This is a genomic window from Petrotoga sp. DB-2, from assembly GCF_054051725.1.
Map to the genome: position 1 here is coordinate 46,023 of NZ_JBSVZD010000006.1, position 21,596 is coordinate 67,618.

Here is a 21,596-nt window from a genome sequence, read left to right on the forward strand (position 1 = left end):
ACCTCCTAAAGTTTTTTTGTGATTCTGCTTGAATTGTAAATTACGTTTATTGAACTAAATAACATGGCAATTTCTGCTATTGCTGGGTGAAGGATTCCAATCATTGCCAAAGGTATGGCGATAATGTTGTAGAAGAAAGCCCAGAATAAGTTTTGCTTGATTTTTTTAAAGGTTATTTCTGATATCTTTATTGCATCTATAACTTTTGAAATTTCGCCCTGACTAATAATTACATCTGCTGATTCTATTGCCAAATCTGTCCCGTTACCTATTGCAATACCCATATCAGATGATTTTAATGCTGCAGCATCGTTTATTCCATCGCCTATCATACCGATCTTTTTCCCTTCTATTTGATATTTTCTGACTATTTCTACTTTATTTTTAGGTGATATATTTGCAAATGCCTTATCAATTCCAACCTTTTTAGCAACTGCTCTGGCGGTGTTTTCGTTGTCACCTGTTACCATTATGGGTTCCATTCCCATTTCTTTTAATTTTTTTATAGCTTCTACAGCATCGCTTTTAATCTCGTCTGCGATTCTTATGTATCCAACAATTTTTTCATTTTTACTTACCTCTATTACCGTCTCTGCGTTTTCCATAAATTCTTGGTAGGGTTTTGGATCACGTGGTTTACCTATATAGTATTCATTGTTTTTGTATGTTCCAACGATTCCTTCACCTGTTATTTCCTCTATTTCTTCAATTTCTACGTTCTGATTTTTAATATGTTCAGATGCGTATTCTACTATCGCCTTAGCCAAGGGGTGAGTAGAATTTTTCTCTATTTCTGAAATAATTAAAAATGTTTCATCATCTAAATTGTGTTCGATAACTGAAGGTTGTCCTTTAGTTAAGGTTCCGGTTTTGTCCATGAGAATTGTATCTATATCTTTAGCCGTTTGAATGGCTTCTCCATTTTTTATGATCAATCCTTTTTTTGCAGATACAGAACTTGCGGCTACAAGGGCCATAGGTGTTGCTAAGCCGAGTGCACATGGGCACGCTATAACAAGAGTGGCAACAAACGAAAAAATAGCAGTAGATAGCGGACCAGCATCTGTAAGGACCCAAGGAATGACATTTGAAACGTTAACCAAAAAAGGTTGGAATGTTTCATATTGGAAAAACCAAAGTACGCCGCTTAAGACAGCTAAAGAAAAAACTGTTGGTATAAAATACAAGGTTATTCTGTCAGCCAGAGCTTGAATAGGTACTTTAGAGGATTGAGCTTCTTCTACAAGTTTGATCATTTGATTTAAGAATGTGTCTTGTCCGACTTTTTCTACTTTTATTTTTAAGAGACCTGATTCGACTATTGTTCCACTCACTACCGGATCCTTCTCGCCTTTTAATACAGGTAATGGTTCACCGCTTATCATAGATTCGTTTATGGAAGCTTGCCCTTCCACGATAGTACCATCTAAAGGAATTTTTTCTCCTTGCCTCACCAGTATTAAGTCACCTATTTTGACTGTCTCTATGGGTAATTCAACCACTCCCTCATCAGTAATTACATTCGCTTTGTCAACTTTCATCGAAAGAAGAAGCTTTATTTCTCTTGAAGCACTATGTTTCATCCTTGCTTCAATGTATCTACCTACCAGATTCAGGGTAATAAGCATAGATGCAATAGTTCCAAAAGAAAGGATATCTAAACCAATAATTGCTAAAACTGTAGTCGCCCAAGCGGAAATAGCTCCAAGGGAAACTAATGTATCCATATTGGTATGAAGATGAGATAAAGCTATCCAAGCGCTCTTTAAAGTTTTTCTACCTGGTATGAAGATTGTTGCTGCACCACCGATTAATTCAATCAATAGCATAAAAGGAATATGCAACCCGCTCATATTTAAGATCATAAGAATCATAAGAGGAATCGTGATACCTAATGAAATATACATATCTTTTCGAGATTCTTTGAATCTCTTTTCTATCAAATCCTCGGTAGGCATTTCTTCAGAAACTTTGTATCCAACGTCTGATACAGCCTTTTTGATTTTATTCATTGGAATAGCTTCTTGTGATATTAATACAGCTTTTTCTGTGGCTAAATTGACAGAGACATATTTTACCCCATCTAATTTTTTAAGTGCCCTTTCTACATTTTTTACACATGTAGCGCAGGTCATCCCCTGAACACTGAAAGATAATTTATTATTTTGGGCAAATTTTTCTTGAGAATTTGATGGTTCTAACGATTTTTCTTTGACTTCACTCATATAGTGCACCACCTTTTCTACGTTTTTTTGAGATAATCGAAAACCTCTTCAAGTTCTTCTAATTTTATATTGATTTCTTCGGGATCTTTAGAAGACATTGCATCTTTTACACATGTTTCTATGTGTTTTTTCAATATTTCAGAATGAGCATTTTTTAAAAGAGAAATTGTGGCTAACAATTGCTTAGATATATCGATACAGTATCTCTCTTCTTCAATCATTTTTATGGCTGCATCAATCTGTCCGCGTGCTGTTTTAAGTTTTCTAAGAGCCTTTTCGTGTTTCATAAAATCGCCTCCTTTTTATCCATCCCACCAGGGGAGGGTATGAAAATTATAATCTATTTTTATTACGGTCAAATTAATTATTTCTTTTTATGGGACACAAAATCTTTAAAACTTATTAAAATAATATAAATTAGATCATTTACTCATGAGTTACTAACTTGTGAGTAAGTAACTCTAAAGTAAGTAAATACTACACCACAAAGTTATGGCTTTGGTGGAATGGCCTATTATTGTTTCACAAAATATACAATAAAACCCCAAACCAATAAAAAAGACGCCTTATGCAGACGCCTTTAATATTTTTCAACAATCCAATATTTTAACTAGAAAACAGCTAAGTCATTTTTCATCCTCTATTAATTAGATTTCTACTTTTTTCACTTTAAGAGTTCGCAACCTGTTTAAAGCTGCCCCTACCTCGTACGGTCTTGGTTTTACGTAATCACCATCAGGGTAGTTAAAAGGAGAGATAATTTTAAGTCCTTCTTTTTCTAAAATATTGAAGATTTTATTCAATATATCTCCCAGTGAACTCTGGCCATCTATGATTCCTTTCTGTAAAGCAAAGACAAGGATATAACCAATTGTTTTAGCCTGTTCTCTATTTAAAAGCTGCTCAAGGTTACTCAATTCAATATTGTTTCTACCAAAATGAATAACATCTTTGCTTAAGGCTTTAACTTTGAATTTATTTCCCCGCTTAGGGTTAATACTATCAGGGTCGGGAACTCTGCGACAAATTCGACCAAATTTATCAGAGCTTTCCTTTTTTCGCTGGGTAGGAAGCTCTATTGCAATCTTGTGTGCCAGATTTGTTACATCCTTAGGTCTATATTCATCCATCATGATCACATGATCTGCAACATCAAAGTAATCTCCAGCTCCTCCAACTACGATCACAGTAGAGACTTTATAATCAGTATATAAGCTTTTGACTTTATCAATGAAAGGAGTAATAGGTTCCTTATCTTTAGTAACCAACCTTTGCATTCGGGAATCTCTAATCATAAAATTAGTAGCACATGTATCTTCATCAATTAATAATAGTTTAGTACCTATCTCTAGGGCTTCTATAATATTGGCAGCCTGGGAAGTACTTCCACTAGCATTCTCGGTGCAAAAATCTGTTGTTGTTTCACCCTGAGGTAAATTATTAATAAAGGGACTAATATCAACCTTTTCAATTCTTCTGCCATCTTCGGCTCTTATCTTAACAGCATCTTCTCTGGTAACGACATATTCCCGCCCATCACCAGGGATGTGATTATAAACTCCCTTTTCTAAAGCGTTAAGTAGAGTTGATTTTCCGTGGTATCCACCCCCCACAATAAGGGTTATTCCCTCTTTAACCCCCATACCTTTAATTTTTCCTAGATGGGGAAGATCAAAGGTTACTTCATATTCCGATGGTGACATAAAAGGTACAACTTTACTACCAGTTAAAGGGTGATCATCGACTCCACTTTGTCTAGGTAAAATTGCCCCATTCGCAATAAAAGCCACCAACCCCTGTTCCTCTAGTTTTCCTCGTAAAATCTCTTGATCTTCAACGACTTGAACATGTGTTTTCAATGATGAAGAGTTAATATTATCATAATATAGAGTATTATCAATAATTTTAGGTAGTTCTTCAAAAAACATTTTATAAGCTTCGTTGCCCAGTACTCTACGACCAGCGGCGGGTAAACCTAAACTAAGCCGGGCCTCTATTATCTCTTTATTAAATTCAACAGAGGTTCTTTCCAATACTTCCTGACCTGTCTTAGCAATGGCGATCAGTCCGCTTTTTCCAGATCCCCTTTGACCTTTGCTATATTTTTTTATGGCTTGCTCAATTAATCTAGTTAAAAAATCAGCCACTGCCATTCGTCTTATCTTGTTTTCCCAGAACCAGGCTGGAAATTTTGTTACTTGCTGGTCTATTCTAATTAGAATACTGGAAGGGCTGGCAAAAGGATCTCCTTGTACGTACGGTATTCCTAACTTGTAATAGCCAAAATCATACCAATTTGACTGTATCTGTTTATAAGCCTTATATCCTCGTCCGTTAATATTTTTGAATGTATTCTTTAATTCTTCCTTGCTTTGCATCTTCATACCTCCAAAAAGACGCCTTGTATATTTTCAACAATCTAATATTTTATCTAATAATTAACTAAATCACTTATCCATATAATATTCCATTAGTATTTCTGCGACCTCGGCTCTTGTGAACTCTTTTGGTGGTTTTTCTCCTTTTGAAAGCATCTCCCTTACCTTTGTCCCACTAAGGAACACATGATCTTCTTTTCCGTGTGGACATGTTTTTGCCGTAGCCATATTTTCACACTTGGTGCAATAAAACGCATGTTCAAATTTTAGTGGCACTATCCCTATCTCTTCGGGTTTAAACTGGTCAAATATCTCTTGAGCTTCGTAAGTTCCATAGTAATTTCCAACACCTGCATGGTCTCTTCCTACAATAAAGTGTGTGCATCCATAGTTCTTTCTACATATAGCATGAAATATAGCTTCTTTTGGTCCAGCGTATCTCATGTTAACAGGAAACACCCCTAAAAATACCCTTTCTTTTGGGTAATACTTGTCCAGTATAACTTCGTAGGATTTCATCCTCACATCGGAGGGGATGTCTTCAGCTTTTGTTTTTCCCACCAATGGGTTTAAGAACAAACCATCGACGATTTCAAGCGCTGTTTTCTGCAAATACTCGTGTGCCCTGTGTATGGGATTTCTCGTTTGAAAGGCTACTATTGTTTTCCATCCTTTTTCAGAGAATATCTTTCTTGTATCTTTTGGATCGAGCCTGAACTCTTGAAAGTTTTCGTGCTCTATCCTGTTGAGTAAGGTAATCTCCCCGCCTAATGCTATCTCTCCTTGTTCGAATAAAAACTTAACCCCAGGGTGGGCTTTATCTTGAGTTTTGTAAACTTTCAGTGCCTCTTCTTCTTTCCTTCTTTCGTACTTTTCTTGAAGATGTAGTATCGCGTACTCTTTTGAATCTTCTTGATTCTTTATCAATACATCTTCTCCCACTTTTAGTTCGTCTGCAATTTCTTTTTTTACCGATAGAATTATTGGGATAGACCATACCGTTCCGTTAGATAACCTCATGTTGTTTAAAACAGAATCGTAATCTTCTTTTGTCATAAACCCTTCTAAGGGGCTGAATAGCCCAGTTGCAATGTTTTCTAACTCAGATAGATCAAAATAAGTTACACTTATACTTTTCAACTCTTTCGATCTTTTTAACCATTCTTTTTTTTCTTCTTCAGTAGCTATTTTGTTGACTAATTTTCCACCGTGTGGCTCAATCATTTTTTAGACCTCCATAGTTTTTATTCATAAAACTGTTTTAGCGCCCCTTCACCCCGTTCCCCACCCATAAGGATAAAAGGGTCTTGGCTTTTTGCCCCGCTCCCCACCCGATTTGTTCAGATAATATTTTTGTTTCTCAAATATTCAATAACCTTTTCAACCGATTCTTCTATGCTTTCTACATCGGTGTTCAAGATTAGTTCGGGATTCTCTGGTTCTTCGTATGGAGCTGAAATCCCTGTGAAATTTTTTATTTTGCCTTTCATCGCCTTTTCGTACATGCCCTTTGGGTCTCTGTTTTTCAATTCATCAAGTGGACATTTTACGTATATCTCTATGAATTCTCCATCTTTTACTAACTCTCTTACCCTCTGCCTATCTTTTTTGTATGGGGAAATGAAGGCCGTCATTGTAATTATCCCAAGATCAGAGAATAACTTTGCAACCTCTCCTATCCTTCTAATATTTTCTTCCCTATCTTCTGGGGAAAATCCTAAATCACCATTTAAACCGTGTCTAATGTTGTCTCCATCCAAAACATACGACAACTTTCCTATTTTCAACAATCTTTCTTCTAATTCATGTGCTATAGTTGATTTTCCAGATCCAGATAATCCAGTAAACCAAAGGATTACTCCCTTTTGCCCTAAAAATCTTTCTCTGTCTTCTTTTTTTACCTTTCCAGCATGCCATACTACATTTTCGCTCTTTTTTCTTTCCACTTTTATACCTCCCAAAAGCTTTATTTATAATACAAATCTTAATAAAAGGACTCTATCAAGACGATTATACTCCAATCAGAGGGTACAGTCAAGTTAACGCATTGGATCAATATTAATTGTCATTAAAATGATGTTTTGGCAGGAATGTATTTATTTTTATAATCTAACCGTTTTCTTTCACGACGCCTAATATGATCAAATGCACGAATATGCTGTCTTTCAAAAAAATATAGTATAATTAAGCAAATATATAGTACAATAAAACTAACAGGGGCTTTTTAGTTACGAAGGTTGAGATAATGTGAAAATTATAACAGTTAAAGGGAGGCAAAAGAATGTCTGAAGTTTTTATAGGAATTGTTGGAGGTGGCCTTGGCGGCACTTCTATTATGCGAGCCCTATACAGTCTTCCGGATGTACGGTTGGTAGGGTTGGCTGAAGTTAATCCCGAGGCTCCGGGCATTGCCCTGGCAAAAGCTTATGGTGTCCCAATATTTAATGATTTCCGAGACCTTTTGAACGTACCTCAACTGGATTTGATATTTGAGGTCACTGGAAAAACCAGGGTGGAGCAAGCTCTTAATGAGCATAAGCAATCGCAAACAATTATTGTCGATGCGCGTGTAGCCAGATTGATGATGGAACTGGTAAAAGCACGTGAAACCATGCTAGAGAAGTTACAGAGCGGAGCTAAGGAATTGGCAGTTACTGCCCGGGAAGTAGCCACCACCGTGGAACAATTGTCTGCAGCTACCCAAGTTATGGCGTCCGGAGCAGAAGATATTACTAAGCAAAGTAAAATGTTAGATGTAGCAACTAGTCGGGCACGGGAACACCTAGAAGAAACGGATAAGATTCTCCGATTTATCCGGATGGTGGCAGATCAAACTAAATTGTTGGGGCTGAACGCCGCGATTGAGGCGGCCCGGGCTGGTGAACATGGACGAGGATTCACTGTGGTCGCTCAAGAGGTGAGAAAACTAGCGGAGAATTCCAGTCTATCTGCGGATCAAATTGGGCAAATTTTGCATAATATTGAGGTTTCCGTGGAGGAAATTGTGGAAGGAATAAGAAAAACCGACGGAGTAATTGAGCAGCAGTCCGCTACCACACAGGAGGTAGCTGCCGATACGAAGGTTGAGATAATGTGAAAATTATAACAGTTAAAGGGAGGCAAAAGAATGTCTGAAGTTTTTATAGGAATTGTTGGAGGTGGCCTTGGCGGCACTTCTATTATGCGAGCCCTATACAGTCTTCCGGATGTACGGTTGGTAGGGTTGGCTGAAGTTAATCCCGAGGCTCCGGGCATTGCCCTGGCAAAAGCTTATGGTGTCCCAATATTTAATGATTTCCGAGACCTTTTGAACGTACCTCAACTGGATTTGATATTTGAGGTCACTGGAAAAACCAGGGTGGAGCAAGCTCTTAATGAGCATAAGCAATCGCAAACAATTATTGTCGATGCGCGTGTAGCCAGATTGATGATGGAACTGGTAAAAGCACGTGAAACCATGCTAGAGAAGTTACAGAGCGGAGCTAAGGAATTGGCAGTTACTGCCCGGGAAGTAGCCACCACCGTGGAACAATTGTCTGCAGCTACCCAAGTTATGGCGTCCGGAGCAGAAGATATTACTAAGCAAAGTAAAATGTTAGATGTAGCAACTAGTCGGGCACGGGAACACCTAGAAGAAACGGATAAGATTCTCCGATTTATCCGGATGGTGGCAGATCAAACTAAATTGTTGGGGCTGAACGCCGCGATTGAGGCGGCCCGGGCTGGTGAACATGGACGAGGATTCACTGTGGTCGCTCAAGAGGTGAGAAAACTAGCGGAGAATTCCAGTCTATCTGCGGATCAAATTGGGCAAATTTTGCATAATATTGAGGTTTCCGTGGAGGAAATTGTGGAAGGAATAAGAAAAACCGACGGAGTAATTGAGCAGCAGTCCGCTACCACACAGGAGGTAGCTGCCGATACGAAGCGGCTCAGCCGAGTGGCAGCAGATCTCTCTCAACTGGCCAATAGGTTGGCCAGCTTGGGTGAAGTCCGTTCAAAGTAATGGTGGATATCTAGCTCTAAGTTGACCTTTGTTATATTTTTAATGGCGCGATTATAAGGAATCATAGGTAGCAAGAAGGTAAGTCTTGATTTTCTTGAACTAATTGAAGATAGGCTAAAAAGGAAAGTAAAACTGGTTGTGGATAAAAAATAAGGGCGAGTGGCTTCGCCCTTTTTGTAGTTATTGTACGCTTTCAGCTAAAGATTGTTTAGCAATATTCACGTATTCATTGAATCCATCTGGATCGTTTACAGCAAGTTCGGAAAGCATTTTTCTATTTATGTCGACGTTGGCCAATTTCAAACCATGAATTAACTCATTATACTTCAATCCTTGTGATCTTGCAGCAGCATTGATTCGTGTTATCCAGAGTTTTCTGTAATCTCTTTTTTTGTTTTTTCTACCTGTATAAGAATATTTCCCGGATTTATAATACTGTTGTTTTGCCAATGAATAACGTCTACTCAACGCTCCTGTGTATCCTTTGGCTGCTTTCAAATATTTTTTTCTTTTTTTGCGAGAAGCAACGGATCGTTTAATTCTCATATTTTATACACTCCTTTATCTTAAGTTAAATTCAAATCATCATTTTAATCCAAGTGATTTCTTAACTTTATCCACAATTTCCTTAGGTACTTCAACCTCTCTTTTAAGTCTTCTCATATGACTGCTTTTCTTGAAGCCTGTATTATGCCCCACGTTGTTTCTATGTCGGAGAATTTTTCCAGTTTTAGTGACTTTAAACCTTTTTTTTGCTGAACCTTTTGTTTTTAATTTAGGCATCTTGATTCCTCCTGATTTTTAGGATATAGATTACTATTATTTATTTTTTGTCCTCATTGATTGGTTCTAAGATAATATCCATATCTTTACCCAATAATTTCGCCCCTCGGGAAACCTTTGCTATATCGGATGTCTTAGATACCACTTTGTCAAGTATTTCCTTACCTTTCTCTTTGAAAAGTATATCTCTACCTAAAAACATAATTACTACTCTTACTTTATGACCGTCTTCTAAAAATTCCCTTATCTTTTTCAATTTGGTGTTGAAATCATGTTCATCGATTCTGAGTCTGAATTTCATCTCTTTAACAACTTGTTTTTTTTGTTTTTTCTTCGCTAATTTTTCCTTCTTCTCTTTCTCGTAGATATATTTACCATAATCCATCATTCTAGCAACGGGAGGTTTGGCTTGAGGGGCTACTAAGACTAGATCTACTCCCGATTGTTGAGCTAATTTTAACGCTTCCTTTGTTGACATCTCTCCGAGTTTGTTTCCATCTTGATCTATTAACAGTACTTTTCTGGCTCTGATTTCGTTATTCTTAGCGACTTTATCGCTTATATACAATCACCTTCCTTATTTAATTGATAAAAAATGGGTGACACATTTGTCACCCATTATTTCCTAAATAGAAAAAAATTCTCTTTTTTCAAACAAGAGCTATTTTTTTCAAAATTCGTACCCCTGACGGTTTTTAATTACTCCCCGGGGTGGGAAGTTAACTGTGGGTGACTTCCTCTTTATTTATTGTCTAATATTAAATTCTGGTGGGCCATGCGGGGATCGAACCCACGACCTACTGATTAAGAGTCAGTCGCTCTACCAGCTGAGCTAATGGCCCTATACCACTTCTTAATTATACCTTAACTCTATTTGTTTGTCAAGAAGCGATCTGGTCTGATTCTTTACTTGAAGAAGATGAAGAAGACTTTGATTTGGATTTTCTTGAATCCGTAATGTAGAAACCTTCTCCCTTAAAAGAAATTCCCACGTTACCAATCACCTTTTCAGTTTCCGAACCGCATAGTTCACATTTAACTTCGGGTGTTTCATTCATAGAATGCAAGACAGTGAACTCATAACCACAATTTTTGCATTTATACCTATATAGAGGCAATTTTATCCTTCCCCCTTTTTTATTTTTATTGAAGAAAAATCACAAATAATCATTATATACCATATCAAATTTATGTGAAATTTTATATGTTATGGATGTTAATAGTTTTTTTATTTGTCTATTTGTCCTGTTTCCATGTACCATAAATATAGATCTAATTTCCCCAATGGTTCTCCAACCATCTTTGAAAAAACTCTGAGTTCTTTTTCAAGCTTTGTATACTTTTTCTCCGTCCAAGAAGGTTTAGGAACTTCTTTCACAAGCTTATAATCCTTTATAATTCTCAAGATATGCTTATCTAATATAGCGATGTCTTCTCTTCCAACATTTCTTAAAAAATGGCTAGCTTCTTTCCAACCTATGCCTTTAATATTTTCAACCAGAAACCTTCTACTCTCTGAAATATCTTTTTGAAGTAAGTTCTTCAAATTTCCAATTATCCATCTATTTTCAACTATATATCGTGATCTGGTGTTTGGGAATCTATGTCCAACTTCTTTTAATTTTGATATTAATTGCTTTTCGTTGTAATTGGCGAAACCTTCTTTTGTGATTAATTTCTGTGCTTTTATACCACCCTTTGCCCTCCAATTTGCCGTTAATACACAAAAAGATAGTTCACTGAATAAGTCCAATTCATCCCCATTTTTCCCAATATCTTTAAACTCTTCAAATCTCCTTTCAACTTCATCCTTGATGGTGAGCTTTAGATCTTCTATTTTACTGACCAAAAGATCTGAAGGATTCGTTATTTTAGAATGGTTCATCTATTACCTCCAAGAAAGTTTTAATTGTTGGCTTTTTTTCTGTTAGATCTTACAAGTAAGAAGAAACCTATGATCATATAAACGATAAGAGAAATAAAGATTCCAAAAAACTCCGGCTGGCTTAGCTGTTCCCATCCATTTAATAAAGAATTGTCACCTATGATTATAGATGTGTGTTTTTCTAATAAATAGATGGTATAAAAAGAGAGTATAAAACTACCAAATATAACGGAGATGATTGAGATAATTGACTGATAATTCTTTGAAAAGATTATCGCAACGATCACACCTAAGATAGCAAAAATTATCCAAGGAATATAAGAAATGGGAAAAGGTAGATTATTCAACCATTCACCGTTTGAAGAAATGATAAAAGTTCCAACTGAATAACCAACCAGTCCGCCTAATAGAAAACCACCAACCACAAAGGCTATATTTACTAGATGATAGAATACAAAGCCGAAGATCAAACTAAATATCAAATAAATAAAAAAGCTATAATCACCGAACGTTAGGACAAAATTACTAATTAACGGAATTTTTAGCAAATAAGGTATTACTATGGAATAAGAAGCATAGACACCTAAAAGAAAAATAGTAACTTTAAAAGAAATCTTTGAAAAAAGCAAAAGTACTAGGGATAAGGGCAACAAAATATAGACTGAATTAACTAACAATAAATAGAGATTTGTGAATGCCTCATTGTTGATAAAATCGGGAGGAACCATATGAATTTCACTCCTTTTGCACTTTAATTAGTGTTTTAAATTTTTAAACCAGTTAATTGTATCACATATTTTTGATTGGCAAAATGAATTTTATGGTATAATTTTAAAAAGATTTCAACTCCTTTGAATGGAGTGAAGGGTACTAAGGATTTCTATAGAAAGAAAAAAATTCAAAAGTTAAAAGGAGGAATTAAATTGGGAAGTTTAAGAATCGAAGTTGATGAAGAATTTATAAACGGATTAATAGACAAAGTTATAGAAGAAAATACTCAAGTGCAAGGCCTAAAAAATTTGAATGTACAACTGAGGGAAGATGGAATAAATTTTCAAATGGAGGTCAATTTTTTAGGGAAAGATTCAACAGTAGAATCTTTAATTAAAATTTTAGAAAAGCCGGAGGATTTAGAAAACGGTAAGTTACGTTTATCCTTGAGTGGTGATGAAGGGGTTAGGAAAATATTAGAAGGCATATTTTATATATTTTCAGAATTCAGTGAGGCTGTTTCTTCCAAAGATTATGAGATTCTAATAGATTTCAATAAAATAAAAATAAATCCTTTTATTGATACTATGTTAAAATCTTTAAAAATTTCTAGATTCGTTCTTCAAGATGGAAAGTTTGAATTACTTCTCGAATTCAAAAAATAGGTGGTGACTAATGAAAGAAATATTGTTGGAAATAGACGAAGAAGCAGCCAAAGAATTTTTGATAAAAGTTTTAGAAAACAGTAAATTTCACTTCTTGAAAAGAATATTTGATCACGTATCAAATATAGAGTTCCGTGATAACGAAATTAGATTCAAGGTGTTGATGTTCAAATACTATTTAAAATTAAAGACATATCCTAGGACATTAACAGGAAGATACGAATTTTTTCATAATATCCCCGCAAAAATGATCAAAAAAGAAGAACTTCCAAAATTTGTTGAATTAAACGACAAGACAATAGTTATCAATATTCTCGAAAATCCTATTAGCAGAAATATAAGTATAGAGAAATTCGAAATAGAAAATGGGAAATTAAAGTTAATTTTAGGTCTGAATTAAGAAAGGAGCAACAAATTATGGAAATAAATACTGAATTAATAAAGAAGTTAAAAAAACTGTCCAACATAGAACTTAGTCCAAGTGAAGAAGAAAAGATAAAGAAAGATCTAAACGATTTATTAGAGTATCTAAAGATATTGGACGAAATAGACGTTGACGAGGTTGAAGAAATGATCTCCCCAGTTGAATTCTCGACTTCCGTTTTAAGAAAAGACGAAGTAGAAAACTTTGAAAATAGAAAAGAAATAATAAACAATTTTCCAGAAAGTAAAGACGGTTTTCTCACTGTACCTGGTATACATATTAACGAGGAAGAATAATTTGAATACAAAAGGAAAAGTATACGAAGACAAAGCGGTTTCTTACTTTTTGAATAGAGATTATCAAATAATTGCAAGGAATTTTTCTTACAGACATGGCGAAATAGACATAATAGCTTTAAAGAACAAAATACTACATCTTATAGAAGTAAAAGGTGGGAAAGAAACTTTTGGAGACCCCGCTTTCAGGGTAAATTCTAAAAAATTAAAAAAAATCATGAGAACAGGGAATTACTTCATAGCTACCCATAAAAACCTAGAATTTGATGAAATTCAAATTGATGTAATTTCTGTCACCAACGAGGGAGTCATAAATTATTACCCGGCTCAAAGGCTATAAAAAAGTGCCCCTGGAAGGAGTCGAACCTTCATTTGTGGATTAGGAATCCACCGTTCTATCCGTTGAACTACAGGGGCTTACTAAAGACAAAAAATATTATAGCAGAAAATTTGACAGCTGTCAATCGATGAAGAATATTAAGAGTTGCTACTAGTTGAAAGGGGCATTAGTAAGTTTTTGAGTTTGCGGAAACAGTAAAACACTATATGAGGGGTTATAAGTATGAAAAAAGCTTTGTTTCTAATGATGACAGTTATCATGATTGCAAATATGTTTGGATTAAAGGTTATAATGGTTACGGATGCAGGGGGACTCGGAGATAAATCTTTCAACGATGGTACCTGGGCAGGTGTTCAAATGGCTGTCGAACAACTCCCCGATATTGAAGCAGAAATCCTCATATCGAAAGAACAAACCGATTACGTTCCGAATCTTACCAATGCTGCACAGAATGGAGATGTGGTAATAGGGGTAGGATTCATGATGGCTGATGTGTTATTCAATATTGCAATGCAGTATCCTGATACATTTTTTATAGGGATAGACATAGAACCATCTCCTAATCAAGTAATTCCTTCTAATTTAGCTCTTTATACTTTTAAAGAAGAAGAAGGTGGATTTTTGCTTGGATATTTGGCGGCTTCCATGACAAAAACCAGTAAAGTTGGATTTATTGGTGGGTTGGAAATTCCGCCTGTTAAAAGGTATGAAATTGGGTATCGCGCAGGCGTTGAAGCTTTTAACCAAATTAAAGGGGAAAATGTAACGGTTATTACTGGTTACATTGGTAGTTTTACAGATTCTTCCAAAACCAAACAAATTGCTCTTTCTCATTATAATCATGGAGCGGATATTATCTTTACAGGGGTAACTACCGCAGCTGTTATAGACGCTGCCAAAGAAGTTGGCTCATCATTTTATGGTCTGCCTGATAATGCTCCTTTAAATCAAATTATCGACAAATACTATGAAAAAGGACAAGGATATTTCGTAATCGGATACGATATGGACCAAGATTATATGGCACCAGGATATGTCTTAACTAGTTCAAGAAAAAAGGTTGATGTTGCCGCATTTGAAGGAATTAGATCTGCATTATACGACAGAAATTTTAATTCCGGTCATCACGTTCTAGGAATAGAAGATGAAGGTATGGGTATCTCTCCCATGAAATACACAAAGGGAATGGTTCCAAATGAAGTCATTGCAGAATTAGTCTTTTTGCAAAAGTTGGTGAAAGACGGAGAAGTTAATATTCCTCAAAATGAGGCAGAATTAGGTGTTTTTGACGTTAGTAATATAAATTTTCCATTTTAGATGATTCATATATATGGGTGGGGAGCGAAGCAAAGGGGTGCTATATATAATCTTTTGAAATTTCAAAAGTCATTAAAATCGCTCTAGAAGGAGGACAATAATATGGATAGCGAAAATATTATAACTCTGTTTGACAATGGGAAACACAAATTCATTTTTTTAGGATCAGAAAGAAAAAGTCTGGAAGGCATTCCAACAAACCAGTATCTAATTGTTCATAACGATGAAGGTGTGTTACTCGATCCAGGAGGAGTACACGTATTCCCAAGAGTTCTTGCAAGCGTTGTTGAATTTGTTGACCTGGGTAAGATTAAACATGTGTTCTATTCCCACCAAGATCCAGATGTATCATCGGGAATAACTTTGTGGGACAGCGTTTTGGAAACTAAGTTTTACATATCTAAATTATGGGAGCGGTTTCTACCACATTTTGGAGTTTTTGAAAAATCAAGGATGGTTTTGATAGAAGACTCTGGAGGCAAGATAAAATTTAAAGATGGGGCTGAGTTACATATAATTCCGGCACATTTCTTACATTCAACGGGAAATTTCAACCTCTACGATCCAACTTCTAAAATACTTTTTTCGGGGGATATAGGTGTATCTGTTTTCCCTGAAGGGAAAGATACGGTTTTTGTAGAAAATTTCTCAAATCATATTAAATACATAGAAGGATTTCACAAAAGGTATATGGCATCCAACAAAGTTTGCAAAAAATGGGTTGACATCGTTAAAAAATTGGATGTTGAACAGATGGTGCCACAACATGGAGCTATATACAAAAAGGCTGAGTACAAAGAATTCCTAAACTGGTTTGAATCTTTAGAGTGTGGGACGGATCTAATAGATAACATCTATAAGGATGGGGCAAAATGAGTGAAAAGGAGAATTACACTGATACCATAAAAGAATTAGCAAAAAGTGTGTACCATGAAAATCTTCTTGTTTCTTTCATTGAAAAACTCCAGGAAGTATTGGGAGACAGGTTTAAGGAAGTTAACGATTCAACTAATATGGTTGGAGAAACCCTTGTTGAACTTATAGAAAGTATAGAAAACACTTCAAATGTAATTGAAAAAACAGTTGAAACTGGAGAAGAAGAGAAAAAAAGGATTTCTGCTAATAATGAAGAAATCATCTCCAAATTGAAAAAATTTGGTAAGGATTTTGATGAAGTAGAAAAAGATGTAGAAAAATCACTAGAAAGTGTATCGCATTTAATGGATAATTTTCAAGAAATAGAAGAACTAACTAACGTTATAAAAAACGTTGCCAAACAAACTAACATACTTTCAATAAACGCTTCAATAGAAGCCGCAAGAGCAAAAGAAGCCGGCAGAGGATTCGCTGTAGTAGCCGAAGAAATTAAAAAACTATCATCTGAAACCAACAGTGCATCAAGTAAAATATCTGAAAGAATCGTTAACCTCTCAAACCAGGTACTAGAAGTCAAAGAAATAATCAACAACTTAGAAGCAATATTTTCAACCATAACCGATTCTATTGAATCCGCTCTTGTTACATTAAATGGAAATTTATCGTTCATGGATGAATTAACGCAAAATTTGGTTTCAGGAAAAGAAGAACTTAAAGAAAACACCAACAACTTGCTCGCATCAAAAGAAATTATAGAAGAACTTGTCAACAATATACATACTTTGGGAAAAGTCTTAGAAACCGTATTGCAAATGCAAAATAAATTGAAAGAAATTGAAATTTAAAAACCAAGTTAATTTTCTAAAAGAGGGAAATGTGCTATGTTGATTACCGTGATTGGTGGAGGAGCTGCTGGATTAATGGCTGCAACAGTTGCAGCATGGAACGGTGCAAAAGTAAGAATAATTGAAAGAAAAGGCAAATTGGCTAAAAAACTCTTGGCAAGTAGCAACGGAAGAGGAAATTTCTCAAATTTGGATATGAATGAAACCCATTACTACAGCAACAATTTGCCTTTTGTGAAAAAAGTGCTAGATATTTTTGGCGTTGTCCAAACACTTAGTGTTTTTGAAGAATTGGGAATAATGGTAAAAGAAAAAGGTACCAAACTATTTCCCTACACAGAAAAATCAAAAGATATCGTTACTCATTTCATTTACGAATTAGAAAAATACAATGTTGAAGTTGTACTTAACTTCCAAGTCGAGCAAATAATTAAAGAAGGAGAAAAATTTCTCATAAAGGGGCAACACAAGGTATTTCAATCGGATAAAGTAATAGTAGCAACAGGTGGAAACTCCTCTCCTCAATATGGTTCCAACGGAAGTATATTTCCCACTCTCCAAGATTTGGGACATTCTATTGTTGAATTACGACCAGGGTTAGTTCCTTTGAAAGTGAGGCCGCATATTATTGAGGATGTTGCAGGTTCAAAGTTAGAGGGGAATGTGTTTCTAATGGATCAAAACGATGAAATTGTTTCCAAAATCTACACTGGTGAAATACTTTTCAAGAAAAATGATGTCCTCACTGGTATACCAATATTAGAACTCAGTAATTATGTACATGAGTATCTAGAACAAAACTCTCCTCTTTTTCTAAAAATTGTCCCTTTTTCTCAATATTCTCACAAAAGTTTGGTTGATTTTTTAACCAAAAAAGTTAGCTCAAAGCCTGAAAGTCCTATAAAACTCCTACTGGTAAGCATTATCGATGAACGATTGATTCCATATTTTTTACCAAAGATAGGATTTGAAGATTTGGAAGCACCTGTTAGTAGTTTGAATGATAAAGATATAGAAATACTGGCCGATAACTTAAAAGATTGGAACTTCGAAGTTGTAGGTACAACAAATTGGAAAGATTCTCAGGTATCTTTAGGTGGAATTAATACAACTGAAATAGACCCTTATACTTTAGAGTCTACAATTATACCTGATTTATTTTTTGTAGGTGAGGTTATGGATGTAGCTGGAGAAAGCGGAGGATACAATTTGCAATGGTCCTGGTCTACTGGATATTTAGCAGGAAATTCCGCTTCTTCTGAATAAAAAGAAGTATGGAGGGTGTGAATCCAATGGAGATTGGTTTAGTACACTACAGGGTAGGAGAAACAGACGGGGTTTCCTTAGAAATGGTTAAATGGAAGCAAGTCCTTAGAAACATGCATTTAAAAACGTATTTAATCGCCGGAGATATGGGGACGTCACCTGGATTCAAAATCCCATACATTGCATATACGGATAAAAGAAGTAACGTACTGAAACAAAAATCTTTTGTAAATTTAAACAGCTGGGACGAGGCTTATTTTAAAAAGGAGATGAATAGATACATAGAAGATATTTACAATCAACTATATGAAATGATGGATTTGGATGTAATGATTGTGAATAACATCTTTTCATTAGCCCACAATCCTGCAGCAGCCGTGGCTATTTACAGGTTCTGTAAAGATAACGGGATTAAGATGATAGGTCACCACCATGATTTTTACTGGGAAAGGGATTTTTACAAAAATCCAACCAATGATTACATCAAAGAGATCTTGGAAGAATATTTTCCCCCAAAAGACATACCCCACGTCGTCATAAATTCACTTGCCCAAGAAGAGTTGAAAAATAAGAAAGGGTTGGATAGTATCGTCATACCTAATGTATTCGATTTTAACCAAAAACAGTGGGAAATAGACGATTACAACATAAAAATATACGAAAAGCTGAATATATCTCAGAACGATCTGATATTTTTGCAAGCAACTAGAATTGTCAGAAGAAAAGCTATAGAATTGGCGATCGACACAGTGGCGGAAGTAAAAAAGGATTTGAAAAAGTATATTGGAAAAACGACCTTCAACGGTAAAAAGATAACTCAAGATACAAACGTATTTTTAGTGTTACCTGGCCTTTCGGAAGAATCTGACTATGTAGAAGTGTTGAAAGAATATGCCTCACAAAAAGATGTAGAACTAAAATTGGCTTTTTCCATTTCCGATGACATCAGACACGAAGAGGAAGAGATTTTCTCTCTATGGGATTTTTATGCAATAGCCGATTTTATCACCTATCCAAGTATTTTAGAGGGTTTTGGTAATCAATTTTTGGAAGCGATATTCTCAAAAAAGCCTGTATTGATGTTTGAATATCCCGTTTACAAAAAAGACATAGCACCCTTAGGCTTTGAAGTTGTCAGTCTAGGAAGTAAAGCTGAGTATGAAAGAGGCATGTATAGAGTCAACCAAAACGAAATTATTAAAGCAAAAGAAGAAATTTTTCAAATTCTTTTCGATGCCCAAAGGGCTTCAGAGATTGTCCAAAAGAATTTTAAACTGGGAAAGAAATACTTTTCCTATGAAACTTTGGAAAAAAAGTTAAAAAATTTGTTGATAGAAAAAGCTCATTTGGGCTTGTGATTATCCTTATAGGAGGGTTGCGAGGGAAAGGGCACTAACAAAGACTAAGAGCAGCTTATATAAAAAGTTATAAAAAATCTTGTTTTAAAAGGGTCATAGGTCGAAGCCCTCCCACCTGCAGGGTCTAAGGGACCGCAGGTCCTTTCCCCAGAAGGGTGGGGAGCGGAGTAAAAGGGCGCTATAAAATTCTAAAGGCAATATAAAACAATTAAAGACAGGGGGAGATAAATATGACACTCAAATGGAAAATGGCAATTTTAATCATCTTGGTATCCGTTGTACCTATGGCATTTTTTATCACTTATTCATCATTAAATTATAGTAACATATTGAAAGAAGACACCTCTCAATTAATCGAGATAAACAATTTTCAAACAGCAAATTTTTTGGGTCAGTACATGAATGATCTCAAAAAAGTTACTTCTTCAATCGCTAGTGATCCCGATGTCATCAATTTACTTGAACAGTCAAAAGAAGAAAGAGATAGAATGTATCAAAAACTGCAAAATTTCATTGAAGAATACCCTGAATTCATATCTGTTTATGTGGGGTCAAAAAACGGCGAAATGTTTATGAGACCCGTAGAATCTGAAAATGAACTACCAAGTGATTATGATCCAAAAGTCAGGCCTTGGTACAAAGACGCTCTTCAAAAGCCGCAAGATGTTATTGTAACAGATCCTTACGTAGATGTAGTAACAGGTGATACCTTAGTTACCCTTTCAAAGGCTGTAAAAAATGATAAAAATGAAATAATCGGAGTAGTTGGAATAGACCTTTCCATGTCTAAGGTTTATGAAATTATTGGTAATGAGTTAGGAACCGGAGAAACAATTTATGTGATAAACCAAAAAGGTCAGATAATCTTTCATCCTGAAAGTGATAAAATTGGTCAAGACATTTCAAAAGAAGAATACTTTAAAAACTTAACTCAGGAAAGTGGTTCCATGTATGTTCAAAATGGATCAACATTCTTAGCTTATGATAAAATTAGCGATCCAAATTGGACGGTTATTACCCAAGTGGATACTAAGAATTTATTCAGTGAAGTAAGATCTATCATGAAATTCACTCTTATACTTTTCATAATAATAGCCGTAGTTGCAGTAATAGTAGGTATTTTATTCGTTATTTACAACATTATAAAACCGATAAACAAACTGAAGACGTATCTTTCAGCGGTAGGAGAAGGTGATCTATCAACTTCCGTAGAAATAAACTCCAAAGACGAAATTGGACAAATGGCAGATTCACTAAATCAAGCAATAGGTGCCTGGAAAAATTCTATAAACTCTATCAGAGAAGGCTCTTTAAAGATCGACAGTTCTGCTATGGAATTACTCAACATTTCTAAAAACAGTTCTCAATCGGCAGAAACCCTTTCGGAAAAGGCTGCTGAAATAAGTGAAAACGCTGAAGACACCTCCGCCTCTGTTGAAGAGGTTACATCAGGGATTCAGGAAATATCGGCAGCTGCTCAAAATGTTTCTAAATCAGCTCAAGAGTTAAACACTGCTGCTGCAGAAACAGAAAACGCCGCTAACGAAGGACTTGAGTCTATAAAATCTATAGATAAAACAATAAAAGAAGCTGTGGATAAATCCAAAAAAACTCAGAATGTAGTAAAAGCCCTAATAGAAAGATCTGAAAACATTGGCAAGATCGTTAACACGATAAATTCTATAACAGAGCAGACAAACCTTCTAGCCTTGAACGCCGCTATAGAAGCAGCAAGAGCAGGAGAAGCAGGGAAAGGATTCGCGGTTGTAGCTGATGAAATAAGAGGTTTGGCGGAAGATTCCAAAAATGCAACTTCACAGATCGAAAAAATGCTTGAAGGTATTAAAAACAGCACCAATGTTGTAAATGATAGCACAAACGAAACCGTTGGAATAATCCAAAGTATCAACGATCAAATGGACGGTATAAACGACAGATTCCAAGAAATTTTGAATATGGTAAAAAATTTAAACGGTGGAATAGACAACTTAACAGCAACTTCTCAAGAACAAAGTGCAAGCACAGAAGAAATGAGTTCAGCTATGGATAGAGTCGCACAAGCAGTAACTTCTATAAGCGAAAGTTTGAGTGAGGTAACCAACCTAATTAACACCCAAAAAGAAGACGCAAAGAAAATTGAAAAGAACTCTCAAGAACTCTCTACTTTATCGGAAGAGCTTTCGGAACAGTTGAAAATATTCAGACTGTAGGAGAATTTATC

At 35.5% G+C, this 21,596-nt stretch carries 22 protein-coding genes, 2 tRNA genes and 1 pseudogene; 12 read left to right on the top strand and 13 right to left on the bottom strand.

Features of this window, described 5'->3' with window-relative positions; translation table 11 throughout:
• Positions 1–5: 5 nt before the first annotated feature.
• From ACW9JY_RS03750 to cysC, 5 genes are all read right to left on the bottom strand, one after another.
• Entirely contained in the window at positions 6–2,225 is a 2,220-nt protein-coding gene (locus ACW9JY_RS03750; RefSeq protein WP_457283440.1) for a heavy metal translocating P-type ATPase, read from the bottom strand.
• A gap of 17 nt (positions 2,226–2,242) precedes the next feature.
• Complete coding sequence (locus ACW9JY_RS03755; RefSeq protein WP_457283441.1) at positions 2,243–2,512, bottom strand: metal-sensing transcriptional repressor; 270 nt, start codon at positions 2,510–2,512, stop codon at positions 2,243–2,245.
• A gap of 360 nt (positions 2,513–2,872) precedes the next feature.
• The gene (locus tag ACW9JY_RS03760) at positions 2,873–4,603 is read right to left on the bottom strand and encodes an ABC-ATPase domain-containing protein (RefSeq protein WP_457283442.1); all 1,731 of its coding nucleotides are present in this window, start codon (positions 4,601–4,603) and stop codon (positions 2,873–2,875) included.
• A 69-nt stretch (positions 4,604–4,672) separates the two neighbouring features.
• The gene (gene sat, locus ACW9JY_RS03765; protein ID WP_457283443.1) at positions 4,673–5,827 is read right to left on the bottom strand and encodes a sulfate adenylyltransferase; all 1,155 of its coding nucleotides are present in this window, start codon (positions 5,825–5,827) and stop codon (positions 4,673–4,675) included.
• Between the two features lie 116 nt (positions 5,828–5,943).
• Positions 5,944–6,549 (bottom strand): adenylyl-sulfate kinase, encoded by a 606-nt coding sequence (gene cysC, locus ACW9JY_RS03770; protein ID WP_457283444.1) that lies wholly within the window; start codon positions 6,547–6,549, stop codon positions 5,944–5,946.
• A gap of 335 nt (positions 6,550–6,884) precedes the next feature.
• Between cysC and ACW9JY_RS03775 the strand changes: the two genes are divergently transcribed.
• Entirely contained in the window at positions 6,885–7,700 is an 816-nt protein-coding gene (locus ACW9JY_RS03775; protein ID WP_457283445.1) for a methyl-accepting chemotaxis protein, read from the top strand.
• A gap of 567 nt (positions 7,701–8,267) precedes the next feature.
• Positions 8,268–8,609: pseudogene (locus ACW9JY_RS03780) on the top strand (methyl-accepting chemotaxis protein); the annotation flags it as partial.
• Between the two features lie 180 nt (positions 8,610–8,789).
• Here the strand turns inward: ACW9JY_RS03780 and rplT are convergent.
• The 7 genes from rplT to ACW9JY_RS03815 form a co-directional block, all read right to left on the bottom strand.
• The gene (gene rplT / locus ACW9JY_RS03785) at positions 8,790–9,155 is read right to left on the bottom strand and encodes a 50S ribosomal protein L20 (RefSeq protein WP_103077003.1); all 366 of its coding nucleotides are present in this window, start codon (positions 9,153–9,155) and stop codon (positions 8,790–8,792) included.
• A 39-nt stretch (positions 9,156–9,194) separates the two neighbouring features.
• Entirely contained in the window at positions 9,195–9,392 is a 198-nt protein-coding gene (locus ACW9JY_RS03790; RefSeq protein ID WP_211287819.1) for a large ribosomal subunit protein bL35, read from the bottom strand.
• A 40-nt stretch (positions 9,393–9,432) separates the two neighbouring features.
• Entirely contained in the window at positions 9,433–9,960 is a 528-nt protein-coding gene (gene infC / locus ACW9JY_RS03795; RefSeq protein ID WP_103077001.1) for a translation initiation factor IF-3, read from the bottom strand.
• Positions 9,961–10,158: 198 nt separating this feature from the next.
• Positions 10,159–10,234: transfer RNA gene (locus ACW9JY_RS03800), tRNA-Lys, on the bottom strand.
• Positions 10,235–10,273: 39 nt separating this feature from the next.
• Positions 10,274–10,510 carry an FmdB family zinc ribbon protein gene (locus ACW9JY_RS03805; RefSeq protein WP_457283446.1) on the bottom strand — a complete coding sequence of 79 codons (237 nt, stop codon included), beginning with the start codon at positions 10,508–10,510 and terminating at the stop codon, positions 10,274–10,276.
• Between the two features lie 110 nt (positions 10,511–10,620).
• Positions 10,621–11,277 (bottom strand): N-glycosylase/DNA lyase, encoded by a 657-nt coding sequence (locus ACW9JY_RS03810; protein ID WP_103076195.1) that lies wholly within the window; start codon positions 11,275–11,277, stop codon positions 10,621–10,623.
• 20 nt (positions 11,278–11,297) lie between these two features.
• Positions 11,298–12,005 (bottom strand): hypothetical protein, encoded by a 708-nt coding sequence (locus ACW9JY_RS03815; protein WP_103076194.1) that lies wholly within the window; start codon positions 12,003–12,005, stop codon positions 11,298–11,300.
• A gap of 195 nt (positions 12,006–12,200) precedes the next feature.
• Here ACW9JY_RS03815 and ACW9JY_RS03820 point away from each other — a divergent pair, with 195 nt between their 5' ends.
• From ACW9JY_RS03820 to ACW9JY_RS03835, 4 genes are read left to right on the top strand one after another with little or no spacing between them, the layout of a single operon-like run.
• On the top strand, positions 12,201–12,653 hold the full coding sequence (locus ACW9JY_RS03820) for a hypothetical protein (RefSeq protein ID WP_457283447.1): 453 nt from the start codon (positions 12,201–12,203) through the stop codon (positions 12,651–12,653).
• Between the two features lie 10 nt (positions 12,654–12,663).
• A complete protein-coding gene (locus ACW9JY_RS03825; protein ID WP_457283448.1) occupies positions 12,664–13,053 on the top strand; it encodes a hypothetical protein in 390 nt (129 codons plus the stop codon).
• A 17-nt stretch (positions 13,054–13,070) separates the two neighbouring features.
• Entirely contained in the window at positions 13,071–13,373 is a 303-nt protein-coding gene (gatC, locus tag ACW9JY_RS03830; protein WP_457283449.1) for an Asp-tRNA(Asn)/Glu-tRNA(Gln) amidotransferase subunit GatC, read from the top strand.
• A 1-nt stretch (position 13,374) separates the two neighbouring features.
• Positions 13,375–13,713 (top strand): YraN family protein, encoded by a 339-nt coding sequence (locus ACW9JY_RS03835; RefSeq protein WP_457283450.1) that lies wholly within the window; start codon positions 13,375–13,377, stop codon positions 13,711–13,713.
• 5 nt (positions 13,714–13,718) lie between these two features.
• On the opposite strand, the gene ACW9JY_RS03840 is transcribed toward ACW9JY_RS03835, so the two are convergent.
• Positions 13,719–13,790, bottom strand: a tRNA-Arg gene (locus tag ACW9JY_RS03840).
• Positions 13,791–13,935: 145 nt separating this feature from the next.
• Here ACW9JY_RS03840 and ACW9JY_RS03845 point away from each other — a divergent pair.
• From ACW9JY_RS03845 to ACW9JY_RS03870, 6 genes are all read left to right on the top strand, one after another.
• The gene (locus ACW9JY_RS03845) at positions 13,936–15,030 is read left to right on the top strand and encodes a BMP family lipoprotein (protein ID WP_457283451.1); all 1,095 of its coding nucleotides are present in this window, start codon (positions 13,936–13,938) and stop codon (positions 15,028–15,030) included.
• A 102-nt stretch (positions 15,031–15,132) separates the two neighbouring features.
• Positions 15,133–15,906 carry an oxygen-binding di-iron domain-containing protein gene (locus tag ACW9JY_RS03850; RefSeq protein WP_457283452.1) on the top strand — a complete coding sequence of 258 codons (774 nt, stop codon included), beginning with the start codon at positions 15,133–15,135 and terminating at the stop codon, positions 15,904–15,906.
• Positions 15,903–16,751: a methyl-accepting chemotaxis protein gene (locus ACW9JY_RS03855; RefSeq protein WP_457283453.1), complete on the top strand. Its 849-nt coding sequence runs from the start codon at positions 15,903–15,905 to the stop codon at positions 16,749–16,751. Before ACW9JY_RS03850 ends, ACW9JY_RS03855 begins: the two co-directional genes overlap by 4 nt.
• A gap of 36 nt (positions 16,752–16,787) precedes the next feature.
• Positions 16,788–18,017, top strand: coding sequence for an NAD(P)/FAD-dependent oxidoreductase (locus tag ACW9JY_RS03860; protein WP_457283454.1), 1,230 nt, complete (start codon positions 16,788–16,790; stop codon positions 18,015–18,017).
• Positions 18,018–18,043: 26 nt separating this feature from the next.
• A complete protein-coding gene (locus ACW9JY_RS03865; RefSeq protein ID WP_457283455.1) occupies positions 18,044–19,375 on the top strand; it encodes a glycosyltransferase in 1,332 nt (443 codons plus the stop codon).
• Positions 19,376–19,605: 230 nt separating this feature from the next.
• Positions 19,606–21,585, top strand: coding sequence for a methyl-accepting chemotaxis protein (locus tag ACW9JY_RS03870; protein ID WP_457283456.1), 1,980 nt, complete (start codon positions 19,606–19,608; stop codon positions 21,583–21,585).
• Positions 21,586–21,596: the final 11 nt, after the last annotated feature.